Genomic DNA, 22,174 nt, shown 5'->3' with positions numbered 1-22,174 from the left:
CCACGCTACGACGGCATCGGCTCCTCTGCCTGGCCCAGCCGATCCCACCTTCCCGACGTCGGGTCGGCGCAGGTCGCGCCCGCTGAGGGTGTCGGGTGGTCCGGCCCGCCGGAGCATGATCACGTCGAGGGGACGGTGATGGCCGTTCTGGAGATCGACATCGGCCATGACGGTCCCCTCGACGTGATCATGATCCCGGGCTTCGCCCGAACGGGTCCGGCGTGCCGGTCGGGGATCTCCCCGAGTCTCGACACCCACACGAGTTGACTGCCGCACCTGCCGACGAACTGTCCGGTTCGTCGGGGTCGACCGGGTCGGGGGGCTCGCGCGTGAAGACGACGCTGATGGTGACCGGGGTGGGGCTGCTCGCCCTGGTGATGACGGCCGGGACCGGTCGGGGGGTCCTCGGCATGACCCTCGGTGGCGCCGCGGTCCTGGCCCTGTTCGCCGGGATCGCGGTGTGGGTCCGGCGCACGATGTCGCACCACTGATGCGGGTACTGCTCGACGACCTGGCCCGCACGCCTCCGCCGCGGGCGACGGTCGCGCTCGCGGTCGTGGCCGCGGTCCTTCTCGCGCTCGCGGCGTTCGTGTCGGTCCCTCCGGCCGCATCCCGGTGCGCGCCGGTCGGACCGCCGACCCATCTCGACCGCACGCCCCTCCCGTCGTCCGACCCGATCTCGATCACCGTCGGGTCCATCGACGCGTGCTCGTCGCTCCAGCCCGTGGGCGTCGACACGCAGCGCCGCATCGAGGTGCCGTCGGTCCACACCCCGGAGCAGGCCGGCTGGTACCGGCTCGGTCCGACGCCCGGGGAGCTCGGCCCGGCGGTCGTGGTCGGGCACGTCAACGGCGACGGCCGCGAGGGCGTCTTCGCCGATCTCGACGACGTCGAGCAGGGCGACCGCATCGCCGTCACGCGGCGGGACGGGCGGACGGCGTCGTTCACCGTCACCACGGTCGTCCAGGCGGACAAGGACGAGTTCCCGACGACGGCGGTCTACGGCGACACCCGCGACGCCCAGCTCCGGCTCATCACCTGCGGCGGCGCCCTCGATCGCTCCGCCCACCGCTACGACGACAACGTCATCGTCTTCGCCGCCTACGACGGCTGGACGTCCACCCCATGAAGGAGACACCCGTGAAGCGCCTCGCATCCGCCGTCGCCGTGTCGGCGGTCCTCGTGCTCACCCCGGTCGTGCTCGCCGGCACGGCGTCCGCGCAGACGTTCTCGAACTGCACGGAGGCCGCGGCTGCCGGCGTCGACAACATCCCCGCCTCGTCGCCCGCCTACAGCGCCGACCTCGACAGCGACGGGGACGGCGTTGCCTGCGAGAAGGACGGCGCAGGGTCCGGCTCCGGGTCGGATGGCAGCACCGGGTCGACGAGTCAGGACGAGTCGGTGTCGTCGTCCGGGTCCTCCCGGCCCGACCAGGTGACGGTCGTCCCCGAGGGCGGGGCGGAGACCGGCGACGGCAGCACCGAGACCGGTTCGGGCTGGTGGGTCGGCGGGGGTCTCCTCGCCGCGGCCGCCGGGCTGCTCGGCGCCCGCCGCTCCCGCTCGCGCGTCTGACCGGCCTGCGAGACGTCTCTCATCGGGCTCCCGGGGGCAGCCGGAGCCCGATGGAAGACGTCTCGCCGAACGGTGGTGACGTCGAGGGGCAGCCGGAGCCCGATGGGTGACGTCTCGCGGGGTCGGACCGGGCGTGGCGCGCTGCTGACGTCCAGCATCCGCCGTGTGCCACCGCTGACGCCGCTCACCCCACGACCGACCTCAGCGCACGGCGCCCACCGCGACCCGCGACCCGTCGTCGGCACGCGTGCGGCGCAGCGAGAACCACATCCCGAGCAGGCCGACCAGCAGCACGGGGACGTGCACGGCCATGGCGACGCGGAAGACGTCGACGTCCCAGTCGGCGGGCGAACCGGCGCCCTGCAGGTCGAGCAGCACCCCCACGAGCGCGACGACGAGCAGCGACGAGATGAACCCGCCGACGTTCGTCATCCCCGACGCCCGGCCGATCGAGCCGGGCGGCACGGCGGAGCGGGCGACGTCGAACGCCACGAGCGAGGCTGACCCGCCGCTGGCGAGGACCACCACCAGCACCACGAGCAGCGCGAACGGCACCGGGCCGGGCCAGGCGAGGACCAGGCACCACGCGAGGGCCTGCGCCACCACCGACGCGGCGACCACGGTGACCCGCCGGTGCGGGAACCGGCCGGAGAGCACCCCGAACAGCGGGCCGAACAGGATCGTCACGAGGACGACCCCGCTGGTCATCACGCGCGCCGGACCGACCGGGACGCCCTCACCCGCCGTCAGGAACGGGAAGCCCCAGAGCAGGCCGAAGACGTTCGCCGAGAACGGTGAGGCGAAGTGGCACCAGAAGCCGAGCCGGGCGCCGGGGGTGGCGACGACCTCGCGCAGGCGCCCCTCGTCGGCTGCACCGGACACCCCGAGCGGCCCGGTCCGGACGATCAGGGCGGCCGCGACCGCCACCAGGCCCGTCGCCCCGCCCGCGACGAGGTAGGCCGCGGTCCAGCCCGAGCTCACGACGAGGCCGGCGAGCGGGATGGCGGACACGGCCTGCCCGAACTGGCCGAGGATGCCGGAGAGCTGGTTGACGACGGGCACGCGGCGCGGGGCGAACCAGGTGGGGACCAGGCGCAGGATGCTCACGAACATGACGGCGTCGCCGGCTCCGGCGAGGACCCGGCCGACGACCGCGACCGGGAACGACGGCGCCACGGCCAGCAGCACCTGCCCCACCGCGACGAGCACCGCCCCGCCCGCGATGAACCGTTTCGGCCCGAAGCGGTCCACCAGCACGCCGGCCGGGATCTGCAGCGCGGCGTACACGCCGAGCGAGAGCACGGCGAGCAGCGAGAGCACCCCCGCCGAGACGCCGAAGCGTTCGGCGGCGACGGGCCCGGTCGCGGCGAGGGCGGAGCGGCCCACGACCGAGCAGACGTACGCGCCGACCGCCGTGCCCCAGACGAGCAGCCTCACAACGTGCGGGACCCGCCGATCGGGAGTTCCCAGAGGTCGTCGCGGTCGCGGCCGGCGCGGGCCCACGCGCGCCGGGTCGCCTCGATGGGCTCGAGCACGGGTTCGCCGGAGAGCACGAACGTGCCCCAGTGGATCGGCACCACGCGACGCACCCCGAGCACCTCGGCCGCCCGCACCGCCTCGGCCGGGTCCATGTGCACGGTGCGCAGCAGCTCGCGCGGCGCGTAGGCCCCGACGGGCAGCGCGGCGATCTCGATGCGGCGGTGCCGTCCGGCGATCCGCCCGAACACGGGTCCGAAGGCGCTGTCGCCCGCGTGGTAGACCGCCCGGCCGTCGGAGCCGGTCACCATCCAGCCGCCCCAGAGCCGGTGGAACCGGTCGAACGGGGTGCGCTGCGACCAGTGCCGCGACGGCACGAACTCGACGCGGACCTCGCCGGAGAGCCCGGCGAACCCGACCGAGGACCACCAGTCGAGCTCGACGACGTCGGTGAACCCCCGGGCGTGGAAGAACGCGGCGCTGTTCAGCCCGGCGAGGATCCGGGTCGTGCGCGGGAGGGCGCCGAGGGTGCGCACGTCGAGGTGGTCGTAGTGGTCGTGGCTCAGCAGCACCGCGTCGACGTGCGGGAGCGTCGGGACCGTCCGCCCCGGCACGGTCAGCCGGGGACGGGTGCCCGGGATGCCCGGGGAGAGCACCGGGTCGACCAGCACGGTCACCCCGTCCACCCACAGCAGCGCGGACGCGTGCCCCAGCCAGGTCACGCCGAGCATGCCCGACGACGGGTGCGGCAGTTCCGCGTCCGGCGTGACCGGGATCCGGGCCGCGTCGCGCTCGGCGACCGCCTGGGGCGGCCGCGAACGGTAGAGCTGCACGACCTCGAGCGGGTTCAGCATCCGGGAGTCGAGGCGGTGGGCGAAGTCGCGCGGGCCGGCCATGCTCAGAAGGCCGGCCACGGGATCGGTGGCCAGCCGCCCGAGGGCGAGGGCAGCTCGTCGTCGTGCAGGAGCCGGTCGGTCCGCGAGCGCAGCGCCTTCACCTCGCGCAGCGTGATGTGGTCGTTCAGGGCGTCACCGAGCTCCGCGGCGTTGCCCGGGGACAGCGCCGCACGCAGCCGCTTCAGGCCGTCCTTGACCTCGTCGTCGAGCGGTTCGCCGACCCAGCCCCACAGCACGGTGCGCAGCTTGGTCTCCTGGTGCAGGCAGATGCCGTGGTCGACGCCGTAGGTGCGGCCGTCGGCGCCGGCGAGCACGTGGCCGCCCTTGCGGTCGGCGTTGTTGACGACGACGTCGAGCGCGGCCATGCGGCGCAGGCCCGGGTCGTCGGCGTGCACGAGCAGCGCGGGCTCGCCGTCGGCCCCGCGCGCCCGCAGCACCGTCCGCCACCCCGGCTGGACCAGCTTCGGTTCGACGACGTCGACGAGCTCGCGCTCGTCGTCGGTCTCGATCCACCGCTGGACCATGCCGGGACCGAACGGGCCGTCGCGCAGCACCGTCGGCGGCACCACGTGGAAGCCCGCGGCCTTGCTCACGAGGTAGGTCGCGACCTCCCGGCCGGCGAGCGTGCCGTCGGGGAAGTCCCACAGCGGCCGTTCACCGCGGACCGGCTTGTAGACGCAGTGGTCGGAGACCCCGTCGAGGGTCACCGAGCAGAACAGCGTGGTGTTCGAGGCGTCGGTCATGCGGCCCTCGACGTCGATGGTCCCCCGCCGCAGCAGGTCCTCGAGGCGGTCGACGTCGACCGGGTCCGGCGTGCTCTGGGTCCCGGTCAAGCGCTCCGTCCCGGTGTCACGACGAGCGTGTTCGGCCGCCCCATCACGACTCGGCGGCGACGCGTCGGAAGCCGTTCTGGCGGGGGCAGACGTGGCCGGCGGCGTCGAGCGGCTGCGTGCACAGCGGGCACAGACGACGCCCGGCGGAGACGACGCGCTCGGCGCGGGTGGCGAAGGCGCGCGCCCGCTCCGGGCTGAGGAACACCCGCAGGGCGTCGGGCCCCTCGTCGGTGTCGTCGAGGACGACGGACTCGTCGACCTCCTCCTCGGTGACCGCGAGCAGCTCGACCACGACGTTGCGGGACTCGGCGTCCCAGCCGAGGCCCATCGTGCCGACGCGGAACTCCTCCTCGACCGGCACGTCCAGCGGCGAGGTGTCGACCTCGTTCTCCGGGGTGGTGGGCGGGACCTCGGCGCCGAAGCGGCGCGAGACCTCCTCCAACAGCGTGCCGATCCGCTCCGAGAGCACCGACACCTGCTGCTTCTCGAGCAGCACGGACACCTTGCGGGCCGACTCGGTGGCCTGCAGGTAGAACGAGCGGTCGCCCGGCTCGCCGACCGTGCCGGCGACGAACCGGTCGGGCTGGCGGAAGACGTGGATCACCCTGGGCATGGCCCCTCGATTGGTCGTGCTGGTCGGGCCGGGAGTGAGTTCCCGGCGTGACGGCTCGTCATGCGCGCGGTCAGTTTACGCCGGTCGAGCCACCGACCACCGCGTCGGCGGTCGGCTCGGCGGCCCCCTCGGCGCCCTCCGTCCCGGGCTCCGGATCGGGCTTCGGCACCAGCGAGGCGAGATCACCACCGGTGTCGTTGACCCGCACCACGAAGGGCCGGGTCGGCGTGTAGCTGATCACACTGATCGAGGACGGGTCGACCGTGATCCGCTGGAACGAGTCGAGGTGCAGCCCGAGGGCGTCGGCCACCACCGACTTGATCACGTCGCCGTGGCTGCAGGCGACCCAGACGGCCTTCGGGCCGTGCTCCTCGGCGATGCGCGCGGCGTGGCGGCGGATCGCGGCGACCGAGCGGTGCTGCACGTGCGCGAGCCCCTCACCGCCGGGGAACACCGCCGCCGACGGGTGCGCCTGGACGACCTTCCAGAGGTCCTCCTTGCCGAGCTCCCCGAGGGTCTTGCCGGTCCAGTCGCCGTAGTCGACCTCGGCGAGGTCGTCCTCGACGACCGCGTCCAGCCCCCGCGCCTCGAGCAGCGGGGACAGCGTCTCCGCGCACCGCTGCAGCGGCGAGCGGACGGCGGCGGCGATGGGCAGCTGCGCCAGCCGGTCGACGAGCTTCTCGGCCTGGGCCCGCCCCGTGTCGTCGAGCCCGACGCCGGGTGCGCGCCCGGCCAGGACCCCCGAGACGTTCGCGGTCGAGCGTCCGTGTCGGAGCAGGATCACCGTGGTCACGTCCGCCCACCCTAAACCCGTGGTGCCATCGGGGTGATCAGGTGGCCGGGACGATGCCGCCCAGCACCGCCAGGAGCACCACCAGACCGAGCAGCACGCGGTACCAGACGAACACATAGATGGTGTGGTTCTCGACGTAGCGCAGCAGCCACGCGATCGAGGCGTAGCCGACGCCGAACGCGATGAGGGTCGCGACGAGGATCTGGCCCCAGCTCGACGTCACCTGGCCCGGGAGGGCCGGCTCCCCGATGTCCTTGAGCTTGTACAGGCCGGACGCGAACACCGCGGGCAGCGCGAGCAGGAACGAGAAGCGCACCGCGACGGCCCGCTCCAGCCCGAGGAACAGGCCCGCGCTCGTCGTCGCCCCCGAGCGGGAGACGCCCGGGATGAGGGCGAGCATCTGCCCGAGGCCCATGAGGAGGCCGTCGCGCAGGGTGAGCTGGTCGGCGCCGCGCCGCTGCCGGCCGTACTTCTCGGCCGCCGCGAGGACCAGGCCGAACCCGATCAGCACGGAGGCGTTGAGCGCGAGGTTGCGCGCCGGCCCGTCGATGAGGTCCTGGAAGAGCAGGCCCGCCACGCCGATCGGCAGCGACCCGAGCCCCACGTACCAGGCCAGCCGGTAGTCGTAGCCGCGCCGGTCCCGGTCCCGCAGACCGCGGAACCAGGCCAGGACCAGCCGCTTGATGTCCGGCCAGAAGTAGAGGAGCACGGCGAACTCGGTGCCGAGCTGGGAGACCGCGGTGAACGCGGACCCGGCGTCGTGACCGAAGAAGAAGGCCGAGGTGAACCGCAGATGGGCCGACGAGGAGACGGGGAGGAACTCCGTCAGCCCCTGGACCAGCCCGAGGGTGATCGACTCCAACCAGCTCATCTGCACGGGAACGGGACGGTATCGGACGTCGCTGCGGGTGTCGTCGGTCGGTGTCGCCGTGCCTCCCTTTACGCTCCGGGCCCGTGGAACAGCGACGCCTCGGTGCCAGCGGGCTACGGGTCTCGCGCCTCGCCCTCGGCACCATGACCTGGGGGCGCGACACGGACGCCGACGAGGCCGGCGCCGCGCTGCTGGCCTTCCTCGACGCCGGGGGCACGCTCGTCGACACCGCCGACGTCTACGCCGACGGCGAGGCCGAGGCGATCCTCGGCGGGCTGTTCGCCGACGTGATCCCGCGCACCGAGGTGGTCGTGGCCACCAAGGCCGGGGCCCGCCGCGAGGACGGCCCCTTCGGCGGCGGCGCCTCACGCTCCTCGTTGCTGGCCTCGCTGGACGCCTCGCTCGCCCGGATGGGCACCGACTACGTCGACCTGTGGCAGCTGCACGCCTGGGACCCCGACGTGCCGCTCGACGAGACGCTCTCCGCGGTCGACCTCGCCGTCTCCTCGGGCCGGGTGCGCTACGCCGGGGTGGCGAACTACGCGGGCTGGCAGGTCGCGGCCGCCGCACGGTCGGCGGGCCTGCCGCTGGTCAGCGTGCAGTCGGAGTACTCGCTGCTCGACCGCGGGGTGGAGGACGAGGTGCTCCCCGCGGCCGACTACCACGGGCTCGGCCTGCTCCCCTGGGGTCCGCTCGGGCGCGGCGTGCTCACCGGGAAGTACCGCGACGGCACCCCGGCCGACTCCCGCGGCGCGTCGGCGCACCTCGGCCCCTACGTCGACGCGCGCCGCACCGACCGGGCCGCCCGGATCGTGCAGGCGGTGGTCACCGCGGCGCACGGGCTGGGCACCTCGCCGCTCGCCGTGGCGCTCGCGTGGGTGCGGGACCGGCCCGGGGTCGTCGCCCCGGTCGTCGGGGCGCGGGACGGCGCGCAGCTCCTCGGGTCCCTCGCCGCGGAGGAGCTCACCCTCCCGCCCGCGATCCGGGGCGCGCTCGACGACGTGTCCTCCTCACCGCTGGTGCCCGTGGGCGGGGAGTCGATCGAGGATGCCCCCGCACCCTGGACCTGACGTACGGTGGTCGGCGGTCGACCAGGAGGTTGCACGTGAGTGACCCGCAGCGGTCCGTCCCCGCCGGAATGACCCTCGAGGCCGGCGTCGTCGACGGCGACTGGGAGTACCAGCCGATCCGCCTGCCGCGCGACGTGTCGCGGCTGAACGCCACGGCCGAGCTCGGGCTGCGCGCGCAGTTCGGCGGCTGGGAGCTGGCGCGGACGCTGCTCTACGCCGACGGCACGCGGAAGGTGTGGCTGCGCCGCAAGCTCTCGCGGATGCGTGAGGCCGTGACCGTCTGAGCCCTGCCCCCGCGGCAGGAAAGCGTCGTTGCCGGCATCCAGTGGCAGGAAACCCGCCTTCCCGACGGCGGGTGCGGCCGGTTCGCGAGGTTCACGTGAGGCAGGGTCCGAGGCGGCGGGACCTGCCTCATGTGGACCTCGGCGGGGACGGCCGACCGGCGAGGGGCGCCCACGGCCTGCCTGTCAGACCGAAGGTGCCCTTCGCTCAGGACGGGCTGCCGGGGACGACCACCACCCGCCCCGTCGTCGTCCGGGCAGCGATCGCGTCCAGCGCGTCGGGGAGCTGCTCGAGGGAGTACTCGGCGCCCACGAGCGGGTTGATCGCGCGCCGGGCCCACAGCGCCTCGAGCTCCCGCTGCCACGCATCGATCAGCTCGGGCGAGCGCTTCTGGTACGCGGCCCAGTGCACGCCCACGACGTCGTAGTTCTTCACGAGCGCGTGGTTGGTCGGGGCGTCGGCGATCCGCCCGCCCGCGAACCCGATGACGAGGAGGCGGCCCTCCCAGGCGATGACGCGGCGGGAGGCGTCGAAGGTGTCGCCGCCGACGGGGTCGTAGACGACGTCCACGCCCCGCCCGTCGGTCAGCTCCTTCACCGGTGCGATGAACTCGGACGCCTCGCCGACCACCAGCACCTCGTCCGCGCCGAGCGAGCGGGCGACCGCCGCCTTGTCGGACGAACCCACCGTCGCGATCACCCGTGCCCCCGCGGCCTTGCCGAGCTGCACCGCCGCCGCCCCGACTCCCCCGGCCGCGGCGTGCACGAGCAGCGTCTCGCCGGCCGAGAGCGTCGTCCGGTGCTGCAGGGCGCACCAGCCCGTCTGGTACGCCACCCAGAAGCCGGACGCCTGGGCCGCGGACATGCCGTCGGGCCAGGGGTACGCCCAGGCGAGCGAGGCGTACTCCGCGTACCCGCCGTGCGGCATCGCGGCGGGGCCGAAGACCCGCTCGCCGGTCTCGACGTCGACGCCCGCGACCTCGAGGCCCGGGGTGAACGGCAGCGGCGGTTTCTCCTGGTACGTCCCGCGGCAGTACAGGATGTCCGCGAAGTTGACCGAGGACGCCTCGACCCGCACCACCCGCCGTCCGGAACCCACCGCGGGCTCGGGCAGGTCCGTGAGCGACAGGACGTCGCGCGGCTCCCCGAACGACGTGACCGTCCAGCCGCGCATCGTCAGCCCTCCCACTCGAGCGACGGCGGCGCCTCGCGGGACACGGGACCCGGCACCCCGCGGAACCCGTACGGTCCCGGCTCGCGGCCGGGCTGCACGAACCAGCACTCCCCCGGCTCGCCGCGGTCGAGCATCGCGTCGACGGCGTCGGCGACGTCGTCCGCCGTCAGGAGCGGGAAGCCGCCGAACTGCTCCTTGATGTGCGCGATGAGCGCCGTGTCGGCGAACCCCGGGCAGAGCGCCATCGCGCGGATGCCCTCCGGCGCCAGGGTCGCGGCCGCCGACCGGACGTAGCCCACCACGGCGTGCTTGGTCAGCGTGTAGATCGCGTCGCCGGGCAGCGGGACCAGGCCGGCCAGCGACGCCGTCGCGATGATCGTCCCGCCGCCCGCGCGGCGCAGGGCCGGCACGGCGGCGTTGAGGCCGAACACCACGTGGTCGACGTTGACGCCGACGACGCGGCGGTAGGCCTCGACGTCGAGATCGGTGATCCCGGACTGGCCGCCCACGGAGCCCGCGTTGAGGTGCACGACGTCGAGCCGCCCGCCCCACGACTCGACCTCGGCGAACGCGCTCGACAGCGCCGTCTCCGAGGTGACGTCGCAGGCCACGGCCAGCCCGTCGATCTCCGCCGCCACCTTCGCGGCGGCCACGGCGTCGCGGTCGACCACGCCGACCTTCGCCCCGGCCGCCGCGAGCCGCCGGGACACCGCCTCGCCGATCCCGGAGGCGCCGCCGGTCACCAGTGCGGTCAGCACGTCTTCAGAATCCTCTCCAGCACCCGCACGCCGAAGTGCAGCGCGTCGACCGGGACCCGCTCGTCGATGCCGTGGAAGAGCGCGGTGAAGTCGAGGTCCGGGGGCAGGCGCAGCGGCGCGAACCCGAAGCAGCGCATCCCGAGCTGCTCGAACGCCTTGGCGTCGGTGCCGCCCGACATCATGTAGGGCAGCGTGTGCGCGTCGCCGTCCTCGGCCCGGACCGCGGCGGTGATGCAGTCGACGAGCTCGCCGGAGAACTCGGTCTCGACGGCGGGCAGGTTGCGGATCCACTCCCGCTCGACGTCGGGCCCCAGGATCTCGTCGAGCTCGCGCTCGAAGGCCTCCTGGCGCCCGGGGAGCACGCGGCAGTCGACGGTGGCCTCGGCGGTCGACGGGATGACGTTGGCCTTGTAGCCGGCCTGCAGCATCGTCGGGTTGGCGGTGTCGCGGGTGGTCGCGCCGACCACGCGGGCCACCCCGCCCAGCTTCGCGACGGCGCCGTCGAGGGCGGCGGCCGAGTCGGTCGGGAACTCGATGCCGGTCAGCGTCGTGACCTCGTCGAAGAAGCCCTGCACCGACTCGGTCAACGTGAGCGGGAAGCGGTGCCGGCCGAGCCGGGCGACGGCCTCGGACAGGATCGTCACGGCGTTCTCGTCGTGGATCATCGAGCCGTGCCCGGGGCGCGAGCGCACCCGCAGCTTCATCCAGGCGATCGACTTCTCCGCCGTCATGACGGGGTAGACGCGCACGTCCTCGCCGAGGGTCACCGAGAAGCCGCCGACCTCGCCGAGTGCCTCGGAGCAGCCCTCGAACAGGTCGGGACGGTGCTCGGTGAGCCAGTGCGACCCGTAGGCGCCGCCCGCCTCCTCGTCGGCGAGGAAGGCGAACACGATGTCGCGCGGGGGCACGATCCCCTCCGCCTTGAACTGGCGCGCGAGCGCCAGGATCATCGCGTCCATGTCCTTCATGTCGACCGCGCCGCGGCCCCAGACGTAGCCCTCCCGGACCGCGCCCGAGAGCGGGTGGACCGACCACTCCTCGGCGTTGAACGGGACCACGTCGAGGTGCCCGTGCACGAGCAGCGCCGGGCGGGACCGGTCGGCGCCCTCCAGACGGCAGAAGACGTTGTCGCGGCCCGGCGCGCCGGACTCGACGATCTCGGTCTCGTAGCCGACCTCGCGCAGCTTCGCGTCGACGTACCGGGCGGCCTCGGCCTCCCCCGTCGTCGTCTCCAGCTCGCCGGTGTTGCTGCTGTCGATCTGGATCAGCTCGCTCGTGAGCTGCACGACCTCGTCCTCGGCGGCACCCATGCGGCGCATCCTGCCACCCCCCGTGATCGGCAGCAGAGGCGTCGCGTAAGCTCCTTTCCTGCAGGTCCGAGTGGCGGAATGGCAGACGCGCTAGCTTGAGGTGCTAGTCCCCGAGTAGGGGGTGGGGGTTCAAGTCCCCCCTCGGACACACACGAAGGGCCGTCGATCCGACGGCCCTTTTTTGTCTTTCCCGACGACGGGTCATCCGTGCCCGTCCCCCGTTCGAACCGGAGCCTCCGATGCCGCAGGGAACCGTCCGTTGGTTCGACGTGGAGCGGGGGTTCGGCTTCCTCGCCCCCGACGACGGCTCGCCGGACGTGTTCGTGCACGCCTCCGCGGTCCTCGGGGACGGGACGGTGCTGCGCGAGGGGCAGGCCGTCGAGTTCGAGCTCGGCGAGAACGACCGCGGGCCGCAGGCGCTGCGGGTCCGCGTCACCGCCGACGCGGCCGCCGACGCCGCCGTGGGGCAGCTCGGCACCGTGACCTGGTACGAGCCGGCCAAGGGATACGGCTTCGCGAAGCCGGACGGCGGCGGTGCCGACGTCTTCGTGCACAGCTCCGCGATCGTGACCGGCGGGGTGGTCGCCGAGGGACAGCGGGTGGCCTTCGTGATGGTCGAGGGCGAGCGTGGCCCGCAGGCCGGGCACGTGATCCCGCTGGGAGCCGACGTCGGTCCACCCGCCGCGACCGGCACCGGCGACGGGGCCGACGGCACGGTGGCCTGGTACGACGAGGACAAGGGCTTCGGCTTCATCACCCCCGACTCCGGCGACGGGGACGTCTTCGTGCACGTCCGCGCCCTGGCCGAGGGGCTGACGTGGCTTGCGGAGGGCGACCGGGTCGTCTACGACGTGGCCGCGGGCGACCGGGGCCCGCAGGCCCGCGACGTGGGCCTGGTGCGGGCGGCCGAGCCGCCGGCGGCGCCGAAGCGGCCGGCACCAGCCGCGAAGCCGGCGTCGAAGAGCGCCCCCGCACGAGGTGGTGAGGGCGTCGTCGCGCGCTACGACGACGAGCGCGGCTTCGGGTTCATCACCCCGGACGCGGGCGGCGACGACCTCTTCCTCCACGTGTCCGTGGTCGTGGGGTCGGAGCCGCTGCAGAAGGGTGACCGGGTCCGCTACAAGGTGCGGCAGAGCGACCGGGGCCCGCAGGCCGACCGCGTCGAGCGTCTCTGAGCGGGATCAGGCCTTCGCCCTCTTCGGCCGCTCGGCCTGCCCCGCCTTCTCCGCCTTCAGCCGGGCCTCCTCGCGCTGGGTCTCGGCGCGCAGGTTGCGCTCGTTGCGCAGCCACTCGGGCTGCTCCTCCTTGATCGCCGCGATCTGCGCCGTCGTCAGCGGCTCGGTGATCTCGGCCCGGGCCAGCCCGGAGATCGACACCCCGAGCCGGTCGGCGACGACGGGGCGGGGGTGCGGACCGTCGCGACGCAGGTCGCGCAGCCACTCCGGCGGGTCGGCCTGCAGGGCGTCGAGCTCCTCGCGGGAGACCACGCCCTCCTGGAACTCCGCCGGGGTCGCGTCGAGGAGCACGCCGAGCTTCTTCGCCGCCGTCGCGGGCTTCATCGTCTGGGTCTGGCGGCTCATGGGTCCACGGTATCGGGCTCGCTACCCTCCCCCGGTGACCGAGCAGAGCGCCGCCTTCCGGCTCGGCTACGTCCCGGGCGTCACACCGGACAAGTGGGCGCGGATGTGGGGTGAACGCCGCCCGCAGGTCCCGTTCGAGCTCGACCTCGCGACGACCGCCGAGGTGGTGGCGCGGATCCGGGGCGGTGAGCTCGACGCCGGGCTCGTCCGGCTGCCGATCGACCGGGACGGGCTGCACGCGATCCCGCTCTACACCGAGGCCACGGTCGTCGTCGTGCCGAAGGACCACGTCGTCACGGCGGCCGACGAGGCCACCCTCGACGACCTCGCCGACGAGATCGTCCAGCGCCCGCGCGACGACACCCTCACCTGGGCGGAGCGCCCGGGCCGCGCCGCGGAGTCCGATCCGGACACGACCGCCGACGCGATCGAACTCGTCGCGGCGGGCGTCGGTGTGCTGGTCCTCCCCCTCTCGCTCGCCCGGCTGCACCACCGCCGCGACCTCACCCACCGCCCGCTCACCGACGCCCCGACCTCGAGCGTCGTCCTCACCTGGCCGGACGCCGAGAACTCCGAGGACATGGAGGAGTTCATCGGCATCATCCGGGGGCGCTCCGTGAACAGCTCCCGGACGCCGCGCCGGGAGCAGCCACGGACGCCCGAGTCGAAGCGTCGTCCGGCCCGTCGCGGCCCGCGCCGCCGATGAGGACCGGGGTCCTGGCCGCGATCCTGGCCGTGATCTCCACGTTCCCGGCCATGACCCTCGGCGGTCCTCTCGCAGTGCTCGTCGTGTACGCGGTGCTCGGTCTGCTCGCGGTCGCCGCGGTGGAGCTGCCGGTACGACGCCGGGTCCTGCCGGTCCTGGTCGTGGCCGTCACCGTCGGGCTGGTGGTGCTCGCGGTGGTCGGTCCGCCGTCGTGGGTGCCGGGTGTGGGCAGTGACCGTGCGGACGCGCTCGACGTCGCGCTGGACCGACTGGCCGGCGGGCTCTACCCCTACACCGGCGTCACCTACCTCGGGAACCCGATCACGCCGCTGCCCGGCTCGCTGGTCCTCGCGGCGCCGGTCTGGGCGGTGACCGGACACGCGGCGGGTCAGAACCTCGTCTGGACGCTCGTGCTCCTGCCGGTGCTCCACGGCGGGTGGCGGCTGCGGCGGGTCCCGACCCTGCTCTGGGCGCTCGTCGTCGTCACCCCCGAGGTGCTGCGGGAGTTCCTGGTCGGGGACGACCTCGTGACGAGCGTCGTCCCCGCCGTGGCGGCCGCCGCGTGGGTCCTGCGGGCCCGCTCCCCGCTGGTCCTGACGACGGGTGCGGTCGCCCTCGGGATCGCCACCTGCACCCGGCCGCACCTGGCGCTCGTCATGGTGATCGTGGCCGTGGCGGTGGGATTCCGTCGGGATGGCAGGAGAGCGTCGTTGCCTGCACCCGGTGACAGCAACGACGTCCTGCCACGACGGGCCGGGCTCCTCGTCGGCGGGATCGGCGCGCTCACCTGGGCCGTCCTGATCGTGCCGTTCCTGCTGGGCGGGACCGACCGGTTCTCCCCGCTGCACGTGGGCGCCAAGGTGACCGGCGAGCGCGGCCTGCACCCGGCCATCGTCGTGATCGCGCTGGTGGCGCTGGTCCTGCTGGTCGCGGTGCTCACGAGGCTGCGCCCGGCGACGGAGAGCGCCGTCGGCTGGTGCGCGACCGCCGTGCTGATCGCCCCGACCGTGCTCTCGGCCGGCTTCTGGCTTCTGCTCACCGGCAGCGTGTGGCAGGCCGACCTGACGCTCGGGGCGGGCGCCGTGCCGTTCGCCGCGTGGGCGCTCGCCCGTTCGCGAGGGGACGATCCGAGCGCTCTCGTGGCACGAGGGTTCCCCTCACGGCGGAGGAGGGCGGCTGCGTGAGCACGTTCGTCCCGTGGGGGACCTCGCACGTCGTCGTCGTGGTCCTCACCGTGCTCGGCGCGGTCGCGCTGGTGCCGTTCGGCCGGAAGGCACCCGCACCCGTCGTCGGGAAGGCGGAGCGGGTCCTCGCCGTGCTGCTCGTGGTCACGACCCTCGCCTACCAGATCTACGCGTTCGACCCCGCCCGCGCGGGGCAGACGCTGCCGCTGTGGCTCTCCGACCTGGTGCCCTACGTCGCGGCGTATGCGCTGTGGAGCGGGCGCCAGTGGGCCTACGGCATGACGTACTACTGGGCGCTGACGCTGACCGTGCAGGCCATCGCCACGCCCGCACTCGGCGGCCCGGACTTCCCCGCGCCGAGCTTCCTCGCCTTCTTCACCGCGCACGTCCTGCCGATCTGGGCGGCCGTCCTGCTCACGTGGGGCACGGGTCGGCGTCCGACCTGGACCGACTACGGACGCACCGTCGCCGCCACGCTGGTCTGGGCCGCGGTCGCCCAGCCGGTGAACCTGCTGACCGGGGCGAACTACGGCTACCTCGACCGCAAGCCCGACGCGGCCTCGATCCTCGACCTGTTCGGGCCCTACCCGGTCTACCTGCTGGTCGAGGCGGTCGTCGTCCTCGTGGTGTGGGCGCTCATCACCGTGGTGTGGAGCCGGCCGTGGACCGGAACCGCCCGAAGCTCTGGACCACGTCGTCCGGCGCGAGCAGGGGCGGCTCCGGACACACCGGACCCTGCGGCCATCCCGACGGCGAGTCCTCCCACTCCTCGCGGCGACCGTACGGAGTGAGGTCGAGCAGCGAGGTGACGAAGGTCAGGTCCTCGAGGCCGCGTCCCGCGGTCCCCCACGTCCGGTACACGGCGTCGCCGTCGCGCACGAACACCGTCAGCCACGAACCGGTCTCCGCGGCGAAGGTGGTCCCGCGCGACGAGGCGTACGGCAGCGTCCAGCCGCGGGCCTCCCAGTAGGTGGTGAGGCGCTCCAGGGGCAGGTCGGACACGTGCGCCCACGCCACGCCGTTCTCGGCGAGCAGCTCGGGCGCCGTCGCCGGGACGTTCTCGGCGAACCAGGTGCACCCGCCGCAGTAGCGCTCCGACCCGTGGTCCATGAACTGGTAGACGACGAGGGTCCGGTGCCCGCCGAAGAGGTCGAGCAGGGTCCGGGGGCCGCCGGTCGTCGAGAACGTGTGGTTGGTGGCCGGGGTCATCGGCAGCCGGCGACGGCGGGCCGCGAGGGCGTCCCGGGCCCGGGTCAGGTCCTTCTCGGCGGCGAGCAGCGCGTCGCGCTCCCGCGCCCAGGTGTCGGCGTCGACGACGGGTGGCAGGGCGGTGGTCATGTCTCCTCCAGGTGGTCGGCGAGGGCGGCCAACGGGCCGTCCCAGTCGCGGGCGAGGGCCGCGAGGTAGCGCTGGGCGATCCGCATCGGGGCGGATCGCAGTCGGTAGCGGACCCGGCGGCGCTCCCCGGGCTCGGCGGTGACCAGCCCCGCGTCGGCGAGCCGATCGAGGTGCTTGGTGACGGCCTGGCGGGTGATGGGCAGGCGGGTGGCGAGGTCGGTGGCCGTGGAGGGACCGTGGGCGGCGAGGTCGGCCAGGAGGGCACGCCGGGTGGGATCGGCGAGGGCGGCGAAGACCTGCTCGGCGGTCCGTTCCTGCTCAGCGGGCATCGAGATGGGCCACCAGCTCCCCGAGCTCCCGGTCCCAGCCCTCGGTGTTGCCACCGTGCGCCTGGTCGTGTTCCTCGGCGGTGAGCTGGGCGAACCCGGACTCGACCACCGTGAGCCGGGTCCCGTCGGGGGTCGGGACGAGGGTGAACTCCACGTGGGCGCGGCGCAGGTCGTCCTCCGGGAGCCCGGCGATGCGCCACGTCCACGCGAGGAGGTGGGGCGCCTCGACGCGCTGGATGCGGAGCTCGGCGTGCGCGTCGTGCTCGCTCCACTCCAGCCAGGCGCGGCCGCCCGGCCGCAGGTCGATCCCGGCGCGGTCGCCGAACCACGCGGCGAGCCCCTCGGCGGTGCTGATCGCCGCCCAGACCCGCTCGACGGGGTGGGCGAGCTCGATGGTGCGCTCGATCCGGTCCGGGAACGCCATGCCGACCTCCTGGTGCAACTGAACGGTTGCCACTATGACGCAACCGAAGGGTTGCCACAAGGCGCCGTCGCCCCACGGGGCGATCGGCGGTGCGCGTTCCTCCGGGCGGAGCGATCCGGGGTCAACGGGAGCTCAGCGGCGGGTGAGGTGCGGGTGAACCGGGTAGTGCCCGGTGCGTTCGCCTCTGGAAGGACTCCCCCCATGACCGCGAGGAACGACGCGCCCTCGGCGCTCGTGCCGCCCCCCGAGGACCCGACCGACGAGGGGCGTGAGGACGAGGACTCGTCCTCCGGGCAGAGCACCCTCTCGGTGATCCTCGCGTTCGCCGCCAACGCGGCGGTCGGCGTCCTGAAGCTCGTCGCGGGCCTGCTCACCGGATCGTCGGCGATGCTCGCCGAGGCGGCCCACTCCGCGGCGGACTGCGTCACCGAGGTGCTGCTGTTCACCGCACTGCGCCGCTCGGGGAAACGGGCCGACCGCGCGCACCCGTTCGGCTACGGCAAGGAACGCTTCTTCTGGGCGATGATCGCCTCGGTCTCGGTGTTCGTCGTCGGGGCGACGTACTCGGTCTACGAGGGCATCACGACGATCATCGAGAACGCCCCCGACCCGGCCGAGGAGCAGTACGCCTGGGTCGCCTACTCCGTCCTCGGGCTCTCGGCGATCATCGAGGGGATCTCCTGGCAGCAGGCGCTGCGGCAGTGCCTGCGCGAGCGCACGGAGCTCAAGCTCTCCCTCGCCCGTTACCTGCGGCTCTCCGACGACCCGACGGTCAAGAGCGTGCTCTTCGAGGACACCGCGGCCCTGCTCGGCCTGCTCTTCGCCGCCGTCGGTGTGGTGCTCCACCAACAGACCGGGTCGTCGGTGTGGGACGGCATCGCCTCCATCATGATCGGCCTGCTGCTCGCCGTCGTGGCCTTCATCCTCGGGCGCACCAACAAGAACCTGCTCATCGGCCGGGCGGCCGAACCGCGGGTCACGAAGGCGATCTACGACTACCTCGACGCCGCCCCGGAGGTCACGGCGGTCGTCGACCTGCAGACCATGCTCACCGGCACCGACAGCGTCCTGCTCTGCGCCCGCGTCGACTTCCGCGACGAGCTGACCGTCGGCGAGCTGGAGCGGGCGTGCGTCCGGCTCGACGACGAGCTCCGGGAGCGGTTCACCGACCTCGACCAGGTCTTCCTCGAGCCCGTCCCCCGTGAGGACGAGGACCTCCGGCAGGCGGTGCTCGACCGGTTCGGCACCTCCCTCGCGGACTGGCGCGCGGAGCAGGACAAGATCGGACGATGAGCGACGGTCCTCTGCACATCCACGACGACGGACCGGTGCGGGTCCTCACCGTCGACGTCCCGGAGCGGCGCAACGCCCTGACGGTGCCCCTGCGCCGGGAGTTGCGCGCCGCCCTCGAGGCCGCCCACCTCGACGACGGCTGCCGGGCGCTGGTGGTCACGGGTGCGGGGAGGCACTTCAGCTCCGGCGGCGACGTCTCCTCGATGCCGCAGGGCGACCGTGCCGACGCCCGCGACCGGCTGCACCTGATCGCGGACGTGATCTCCCTGCTGGTCGAGGGCCCGCTGCCGGTCGTCGCCGCCGTCGAGGGTGCCGCGGTCGGCGCCGGGACCTCGGTGGTCGCCGCCTGCGACTACGTCGTGGCCGGACGGAGTTCGCGGTACGGGGCGATCTTCGGGCGGCTCGGGCTGGTCGCCGACTCCGGGCTGTTCTGGACGCTCCCGCGCAAGGTCGGCGCGGGCGCGGCCCGGCGGCTCCTGCTGCGGGGCACCCTGATCGACGGTCCGGAGGCCGAACGGCTGGGTCTGGTCGACGAGCTGGTCGACGACGGGGCCGCGCTCGCCGTCGCGGTGGAGCGGGCGCAGGAGATGGCGGCGGCCGCGCCGCTGGCCCTCGCGGCGACGAAGCGCATCCTCGCCCGTCCGCCCACGAGCCTCGCCGAGGCGCTGCACGTCGAGGAGACGACGCAGGTCGCGATGTTCGAGACGGCGGACTTCGCCGAGGGCCGCGCCGCCTTCCTCGAGAAGCGGCCCGCGGAGTTCCGGGGCCGCTGATGGGCGCCCTCGACCTCGCGCAGGAGCTCGTCCGGCTCGACACCCGCGGCGGCGGCGAGCGGGTCGCGGCCGACGTGGTCGCGGCGCGGCTCGCCGACGCCGGGCTCCACGTCCGGCTCGACGAGCCGGAGCCGGGCCGGGCGAACGTCGTCGCCCGCACCGCCGACGTGACCGGCACCGAGCGGCCCGTCGCGGTGACCCTCAGCGGGCACCTCGACACGGTGCCCGCCGACGAGGCCGCGTGGTCGTTCGACCCGCTGGCGGGCGACGTGGTGGACGGCCGGCTGCGCGGCCGGGGCGCGAGCGACATGAAGGGTGGCGTCGCGGCGATGGTCGAGGCGGCCGTCGGCCACGTCGGGGCCGGCGGGGGCGACCTCCAGCTCGTGTTCACGTTCGGCGAGGAGACCGGGTGCGACGGGGCCCGCGCGCTCGACCGGACGCTCGTCGCCCCGTCGCCGCTGCTCGTGGTCGGTGAGATGACCGGCGGTCGGGTCCTGCTCGGGCACAAGGGCGCGCTGTGGCTGCGCCTGGTCGCCCGCGGCGTGCCCGCCCACGGGTCGCGCCCGGAGCTCGGCCGCAACGCACTCGTCGACCTCGCCCGCGGTGCCCTCGCCGTGCACGACCACGCCGGCTGGCCGACGAGCGACACCCACGGCCCGATGACGGCCAACGTCGGCACCTTCCACGCCGGAGTGGTGCCGAACGTCGTGCCCGACCACGCCGAGCTGTGCCTCGACCTGCGCCTCGTCCCGGGGACGGACGCGGACGCCGTCGAGGCGACGGTCGCCGGACTGGTCGGCGGGGACGTCGCGATCGAGCGGCTCGTCGACCTCCCCGTCGTCGACACCGACCCGGCGACGGTCCTCCGGTCGAGCCGTCTCCTCGCGGGCGACACGGAGCCCGGCTACGCCACGTACTTCACGGACGCGGCCGTCCTCGCCGATGCGCTCGGTGGGGCCGCCGTGATCGTCTGCGGCCCCGGCGACCCGGACCAGGCCCACGTCACCGACGAGACCTGCTCGGTCGCGCGCCTCGAGGAGGCCGTCGTCGCGTACGGGCGGCTGCTCGCGGGCCGCTGACCCCTCACTCCCCCGTCGCGCCGTCCACCACCTCCCGGAGCAGGTCGGCGTGCCCGTTGTGCCGCGCGTACTCCTCGATCATGTGGACGAGGATCCAGCGGAGGGTGACGGGGCGGTCGGCCGGCTTCGGGTCCCGGGCGACCGCTCCCAGCCCCTCGCCGGCCAGTGCCTCGGCGACCACCGCCCGGGACCGCTCCACCGCGGCCCGCCACCCCGCGTGCAGGGCGTCGGGTCCGCCCGACGCGGCCCACGGATCGTCGGCGATGACGACCGGCCGCCCCGCGAAGTCGTCGGTGAACCACGAGTCCTCCACCGCCGTGAGATGGCCGAGCAGGCCGCCGAGGGTCATCGTCGAGACCCCGACCCGCGTCGCGAGGCCGTCCGCCCGCAGGCCCGCGCACTTCCACGCGAAGGTCGCGCGCTGGAACTCCAGGAAGCCGACCAGGGTCTCCGCCTCGGGCGCGGCGATCGGCGGATCGGGGCGGTCCCCGAGCACGAATCCGGACATGGGCCGATGCCTACCAGGGCACCCCGACACCCATCGCCCTTCCGCGGACGGACCGTGATGCGGCAGGGTCGTGAGCATGGGCATCGATCAGACGACGGAGCGCCCGCCGCGCCTCGGGCTGCGGCGCGACGGGCTCGACCCGGACCCGCAGGTCACCGCGCTGCGCGAGACCGACGGGACGTGCCCGGTGACCACGCTGGTCGGGCACCGGGCGACGCTCGTCGCGGGCTACACCGACGCGCGGATCGTGCACGGCGACCCGGCGTTCGGCTTCGAGGGCCTCCCGCTGCCCCCCGGCGAGTCCGACGCCGACGAGATGGTGCGACGCCGGGCCGGGATGCTGCTCGCGCTCGACCCGCCCCACCACACCCGCCTGCGGCGCATGCTCACCGGCCGGTTCACGGTCCGGGCGATGAAGGCGCTCGAGCCGCGGGTCGTCGCGATCGTCGAGGACGCGCTGGACGCGATGGAGAAGGCCGGCGCGCCCGGTGACCTCGTCGCCGACTTCGCCCTCCCGGTGCCCTCGCTCGTCATCTGTGAGCTGCTCGGCGTCCCCTACGCCGACCGCGACGGCTTCCAGGAGCGCGCGGCGCTGACGCTGCGCTCGGACCTGCCGTTCGCGCGGCGGGCCGAGGTGATCGCCGACTCCCGCGCCTACATGGCCACGCTCGTCGCCCGCGCGCGCCGTGACCCGGGCGACGACCTGATCGGCATGCTCGTCCGCGAGCACGGCGACCGTCCGGCGTCCGAGGGCGGGATCGACGACGACGAACTCGCGGGACTCGCCAACCTGCTGCTCGTGGCGGGCCACGAGACGACGTCCAACGTGATCGCGCTGGGCACCCTCGAGCTGCTGCGGGAGCCCGCGCAGCTCGCGGCGACCCGCGCGGCGCTGGACGACGACGTCGCGCTCGGCCACGTCGTGGAGGAGCTGCTCCGGCACGTCTCCCCGGTCTCGGCCGGCTTCCCGCGGGTGGCGACGTCGGACGTGACGGTGGGCTCCCACGCGTTCCCGGCGGGCACCGTCGTCACCGCCTCGCTCTGCGCCGCCAACCGCGACCCCGCTCTCGGCGAGGGGCTCGACCACCTCGACGTCACCCGGGCGCCGCTGTCCCACGTCGCGTTCGGCTACGGCATCCACCACTGCCTGGGCGCCCCGCTGGCGCGCGTCGAGCTGCGGATCGCCTTCCGGGCCCTGCTGCGGCGCTTCCCGGGCCTGGCCCTGGCGGGCGGACCACCCGAGTACCGGCACGAGAACCTCATCCACGGGGTGGAGGCGTTGCCCGTCACGTGGTGAGTTCCCGACGGCGGGT

26 protein-coding genes, 1 tRNA gene and 1 pseudogene are annotated in these 22,174 nt (G+C 74.1%); 14 read left to right on the top strand and 14 right to left on the bottom strand.

What is annotated here, in order from left to right; translation table 11 throughout:
* Nucleotides 1-329 precede the first annotated feature (329 nt).
* From QSK00_RS10220 to QSK00_RS10210, 3 genes are read left to right on the top strand one after another with little or no spacing between them, the layout of a single operon-like run.
* On the top strand, nucleotides 330-491 hold the full coding sequence (locus QSK00_RS10220) for a hypothetical protein (RefSeq protein ID WP_285590193.1): 162 nt from the start codon (nucleotides 330-332) through the stop codon (nucleotides 489-491).
* Nucleotides 491-1,129: a class F sortase gene (locus tag QSK00_RS10215; RefSeq protein ID WP_285590192.1), complete on the top strand. Its 639-nt coding sequence runs from the start codon at nucleotides 491-493 to the stop codon at nucleotides 1,127-1,129. Before QSK00_RS10220 ends, QSK00_RS10215 begins: the two co-directional genes overlap by 1 nt.
* A gap of 11 nt (nucleotides 1,130-1,140) precedes the next feature.
* Entirely contained in the window at nucleotides 1,141-1,572 is a 432-nt protein-coding gene (locus QSK00_RS10210) for an excalibur calcium-binding domain-containing protein (RefSeq protein ID WP_285590191.1), read from the top strand.
* 201 nt (nucleotides 1,573-1,773) lie between these two features.
* Here the strand turns inward: QSK00_RS10210 and QSK00_RS10205 are convergent, their stop codons facing one another.
* From QSK00_RS10205 to QSK00_RS10180, 6 genes are all read right to left on the bottom strand, one after another.
* Nucleotides 1,774-3,009 (bottom strand): MFS transporter, encoded by a 1,236-nt coding sequence (locus QSK00_RS10205; protein ID WP_285590188.1) that lies wholly within the window; start codon nucleotides 3,007-3,009, stop codon nucleotides 1,774-1,776.
* Nucleotides 3,006-3,944, bottom strand: a complete 939-nt coding sequence (locus tag QSK00_RS10200; RefSeq protein WP_285590187.1) for an MBL fold metallo-hydrolase — start codon at nucleotides 3,942-3,944, stop codon at nucleotides 3,006-3,008. The genes QSK00_RS10205 and QSK00_RS10200 overlap by 4 nt, the downstream gene beginning before the upstream one ends.
* A gap of 2 nt (nucleotides 3,945-3,946) precedes the next feature.
* Nucleotides 3,947-4,777: an SCO1664 family protein gene (locus tag QSK00_RS10195; RefSeq protein ID WP_285590186.1), complete on the bottom strand. Its 831-nt coding sequence runs from the start codon at nucleotides 4,775-4,777 to the stop codon at nucleotides 3,947-3,949.
* A 43-nt stretch (nucleotides 4,778-4,820) separates the two neighbouring features.
* Nucleotides 4,821-5,390 carry a DUF3090 domain-containing protein gene (locus QSK00_RS10190; RefSeq protein WP_285590184.1) on the bottom strand — a complete coding sequence of 190 codons (570 nt, stop codon included), beginning with the start codon at nucleotides 5,388-5,390 and terminating at the stop codon, nucleotides 4,821-4,823.
* Between the two features lie 70 nt (nucleotides 5,391-5,460).
* Complete coding sequence (locus QSK00_RS10185) at nucleotides 5,461-6,183, bottom strand: histidine phosphatase family protein (protein ID WP_285590182.1); 723 nt, start codon at nucleotides 6,181-6,183, stop codon at nucleotides 5,461-5,463.
* A gap of 37 nt (nucleotides 6,184-6,220) precedes the next feature.
* Entirely contained in the window at nucleotides 6,221-7,054 is an 834-nt protein-coding gene (locus QSK00_RS10180) for an undecaprenyl-diphosphate phosphatase (RefSeq protein WP_285590626.1), read from the bottom strand.
* 83 nt (nucleotides 7,055-7,137) lie between these two features.
* Here QSK00_RS10180 and QSK00_RS10175 point away from each other — a divergent pair, with 83 nt between their 5' ends.
* Nucleotides 7,138-8,124, top strand: a complete 987-nt coding sequence (locus QSK00_RS10175) for an aldo/keto reductase (protein WP_285590180.1) — start codon at nucleotides 7,138-7,140, stop codon at nucleotides 8,122-8,124.
* A gap of 68 nt (nucleotides 8,125-8,192) precedes the next feature.
* Complete coding sequence (locus QSK00_RS10170) at nucleotides 8,193-8,408, top strand: DUF5703 family protein (RefSeq protein ID WP_026204717.1); 216 nt, start codon at nucleotides 8,193-8,195, stop codon at nucleotides 8,406-8,408.
* 205 nt (nucleotides 8,409-8,613) lie between these two features.
* On the opposite strand, the gene QSK00_RS10165 is transcribed toward QSK00_RS10170, so the two are convergent.
* Genes QSK00_RS10165 through QSK00_RS10155 form a run of 3 tightly spaced genes read right to left on the bottom strand, consistent with a single transcriptional unit; the run spans nucleotide 8,614 to nucleotide 11,647 of the window.
* On the bottom strand, nucleotides 8,614-9,579 hold the full coding sequence (locus tag QSK00_RS10165; protein ID WP_285590177.1) for an NADPH:quinone oxidoreductase family protein: 966 nt from the start codon (nucleotides 9,577-9,579) through the stop codon (nucleotides 8,614-8,616).
* Between the two features lie 2 nt (nucleotides 9,580-9,581).
* Nucleotides 9,582-10,337 carry an SDR family oxidoreductase gene (locus tag QSK00_RS10160; RefSeq protein ID WP_285590174.1) on the bottom strand — a complete coding sequence of 252 codons (756 nt, stop codon included), beginning with the start codon at nucleotides 10,335-10,337 and terminating at the stop codon, nucleotides 9,582-9,584.
* Nucleotides 10,331-11,647: a M20/M25/M40 family metallo-hydrolase gene (locus QSK00_RS10155; protein ID WP_285590173.1), complete on the bottom strand. Its 1,317-nt coding sequence runs from the start codon at nucleotides 11,645-11,647 to the stop codon at nucleotides 10,331-10,333. The genes QSK00_RS10160 and QSK00_RS10155 overlap by 7 nt, the downstream gene beginning before the upstream one ends.
* A 64-nt stretch (nucleotides 11,648-11,711) precedes the next feature.
* Here QSK00_RS10155 and QSK00_RS10150 point away from each other — a divergent pair.
* Together QSK00_RS10150 and QSK00_RS30495 are read left to right on the top strand one after the other, a co-directional pair.
* A tRNA-Leu gene (locus QSK00_RS10150) sits at nucleotides 11,712-11,795 on the top strand.
* 91 nt (nucleotides 11,796-11,886) lie between these two features.
* On the top strand, nucleotides 11,887-12,822 hold the full coding sequence (locus tag QSK00_RS30495) for a cold-shock protein (RefSeq protein ID WP_502872025.1): 936 nt from the start codon (nucleotides 11,887-11,889) through the stop codon (nucleotides 12,820-12,822).
* 6 nt (nucleotides 12,823-12,828) lie between these two features.
* Here the strand turns inward: QSK00_RS30495 and QSK00_RS10130 are convergent, their stop codons facing one another.
* Complete coding sequence (locus tag QSK00_RS10130) at nucleotides 12,829-13,206, bottom strand: DUF5997 family protein (RefSeq protein ID WP_502872034.1); 378 nt, start codon at nucleotides 13,204-13,206, stop codon at nucleotides 12,829-12,831.
* Nucleotides 13,207-13,225: 19 nt separating this feature from the next.
* Between QSK00_RS10130 and QSK00_RS10125 the strand changes: the two genes are divergently transcribed.
* The 3 genes from QSK00_RS10125 to QSK00_RS10115 are packed head-to-tail and all read left to right on the top strand — an operon-like array spanning nucleotide 13,226 to nucleotide 15,908.
* Nucleotides 13,226-13,933 (top strand): LysR substrate-binding domain-containing protein, encoded by a 708-nt coding sequence (locus QSK00_RS10125; protein WP_502872024.1) that lies wholly within the window; start codon nucleotides 13,226-13,228, stop codon nucleotides 13,931-13,933.
* On the top strand, nucleotides 13,930-15,117 hold the full coding sequence (locus QSK00_RS10120) for a hypothetical protein (RefSeq protein WP_285590169.1): 1,188 nt from the start codon (nucleotides 13,930-13,932) through the stop codon (nucleotides 15,115-15,117). Before QSK00_RS10125 ends, QSK00_RS10120 begins: the two co-directional genes overlap by 4 nt.
* Nucleotides 15,114-15,908 (top strand): YwaF family protein, encoded by a 795-nt coding sequence (locus tag QSK00_RS10115; protein WP_285590167.1) that lies wholly within the window; start codon nucleotides 15,114-15,116, stop codon nucleotides 15,906-15,908. The genes QSK00_RS10120 and QSK00_RS10115 overlap by 4 nt, the downstream gene beginning before the upstream one ends.
* Nucleotides 15,909-15,942: 34 nt before the next feature.
* On the opposite strand, the pseudogene QSK00_RS10110 reads toward QSK00_RS10115, so the two are convergent.
* The 3 genes and pseudogenes from QSK00_RS10110 to QSK00_RS10100 form a co-directional block, all read right to left on the bottom strand.
* Nucleotides 15,943-16,455, bottom strand: a pseudogene (locus QSK00_RS10110) (DUF899 family protein); the annotation flags it as partial.
* Nucleotides 16,452-16,784, bottom strand: a complete 333-nt coding sequence (locus QSK00_RS10105; RefSeq protein WP_285590164.1) for an ArsR/SmtB family transcription factor — start codon at nucleotides 16,782-16,784, stop codon at nucleotides 16,452-16,454. The gene QSK00_RS10105 and the pseudogene QSK00_RS10110, both read right to left, overlap by 4 nt.
* On the bottom strand, nucleotides 16,774-17,208 hold the full coding sequence (locus QSK00_RS10100; RefSeq protein ID WP_285590161.1) for an SRPBCC domain-containing protein: 435 nt from the start codon (nucleotides 17,206-17,208) through the stop codon (nucleotides 16,774-16,776). Before QSK00_RS10100 ends, QSK00_RS10105 begins: the two co-directional genes overlap by 11 nt.
* A gap of 201 nt (nucleotides 17,209-17,409) precedes the next feature.
* On the opposite strand from QSK00_RS10100, the gene QSK00_RS10095 reads away from it, so the two are divergent.
* The 3 genes from QSK00_RS10095 to QSK00_RS10085 are packed head-to-tail and all read left to right on the top strand — an operon-like array spanning nucleotide 17,410 to nucleotide 20,353.
* Nucleotides 17,410-18,501, top strand: coding sequence for a cation diffusion facilitator family transporter (locus QSK00_RS10095; RefSeq protein ID WP_285590159.1), 1,092 nt, complete (start codon nucleotides 17,410-17,412; stop codon nucleotides 18,499-18,501).
* Nucleotides 18,498-19,274, top strand: a complete 777-nt coding sequence (locus tag QSK00_RS10090; protein WP_285590158.1) for an enoyl-CoA hydratase/isomerase family protein — start codon at nucleotides 18,498-18,500, stop codon at nucleotides 19,272-19,274. Before QSK00_RS10095 ends, QSK00_RS10090 begins: the two co-directional genes overlap by 4 nt.
* Nucleotides 19,274-20,353, top strand: coding sequence for a M20 family metallopeptidase (locus QSK00_RS10085; RefSeq protein ID WP_285590157.1), 1,080 nt, complete (start codon nucleotides 19,274-19,276; stop codon nucleotides 20,351-20,353). Before QSK00_RS10090 ends, QSK00_RS10085 begins: the two co-directional genes overlap by 1 nt.
* A gap of 4 nt (nucleotides 20,354-20,357) precedes the next feature.
* Here the strand turns inward: QSK00_RS10085 and QSK00_RS10080 are convergent, their stop codons facing one another.
* On the bottom strand, nucleotides 20,358-20,861 hold the full coding sequence (locus QSK00_RS10080) for a DinB family protein (protein ID WP_285590156.1): 504 nt from the start codon (nucleotides 20,859-20,861) through the stop codon (nucleotides 20,358-20,360).
* Nucleotides 20,862-20,937: 76 nt separating this feature from the next.
* Here QSK00_RS10080 and QSK00_RS10075 point away from each other — a divergent pair, with 76 nt between their 5' ends.
* The gene (locus QSK00_RS10075) at nucleotides 20,938-22,158 is read left to right on the top strand and encodes a cytochrome P450 (RefSeq protein WP_285590154.1); all 1,221 of its coding nucleotides are present in this window, start codon (nucleotides 20,938-20,940) and stop codon (nucleotides 22,156-22,158) included.
* Nucleotides 22,159-22,174 lie beyond the last annotated feature (16 nt).

The organism is Actinomycetospora sp. NBRC 106378, from assembly GCF_030269685.1.
Classification (GTDB): Bacteria; Actinomycetota; Actinomycetes; order Mycobacteriales; family Pseudonocardiaceae; genus Actinomycetospora.
Note: the sequence above shows the minus strand (reverse complement) of the source record. Positions and strands in the feature narration are given on the sequence as shown.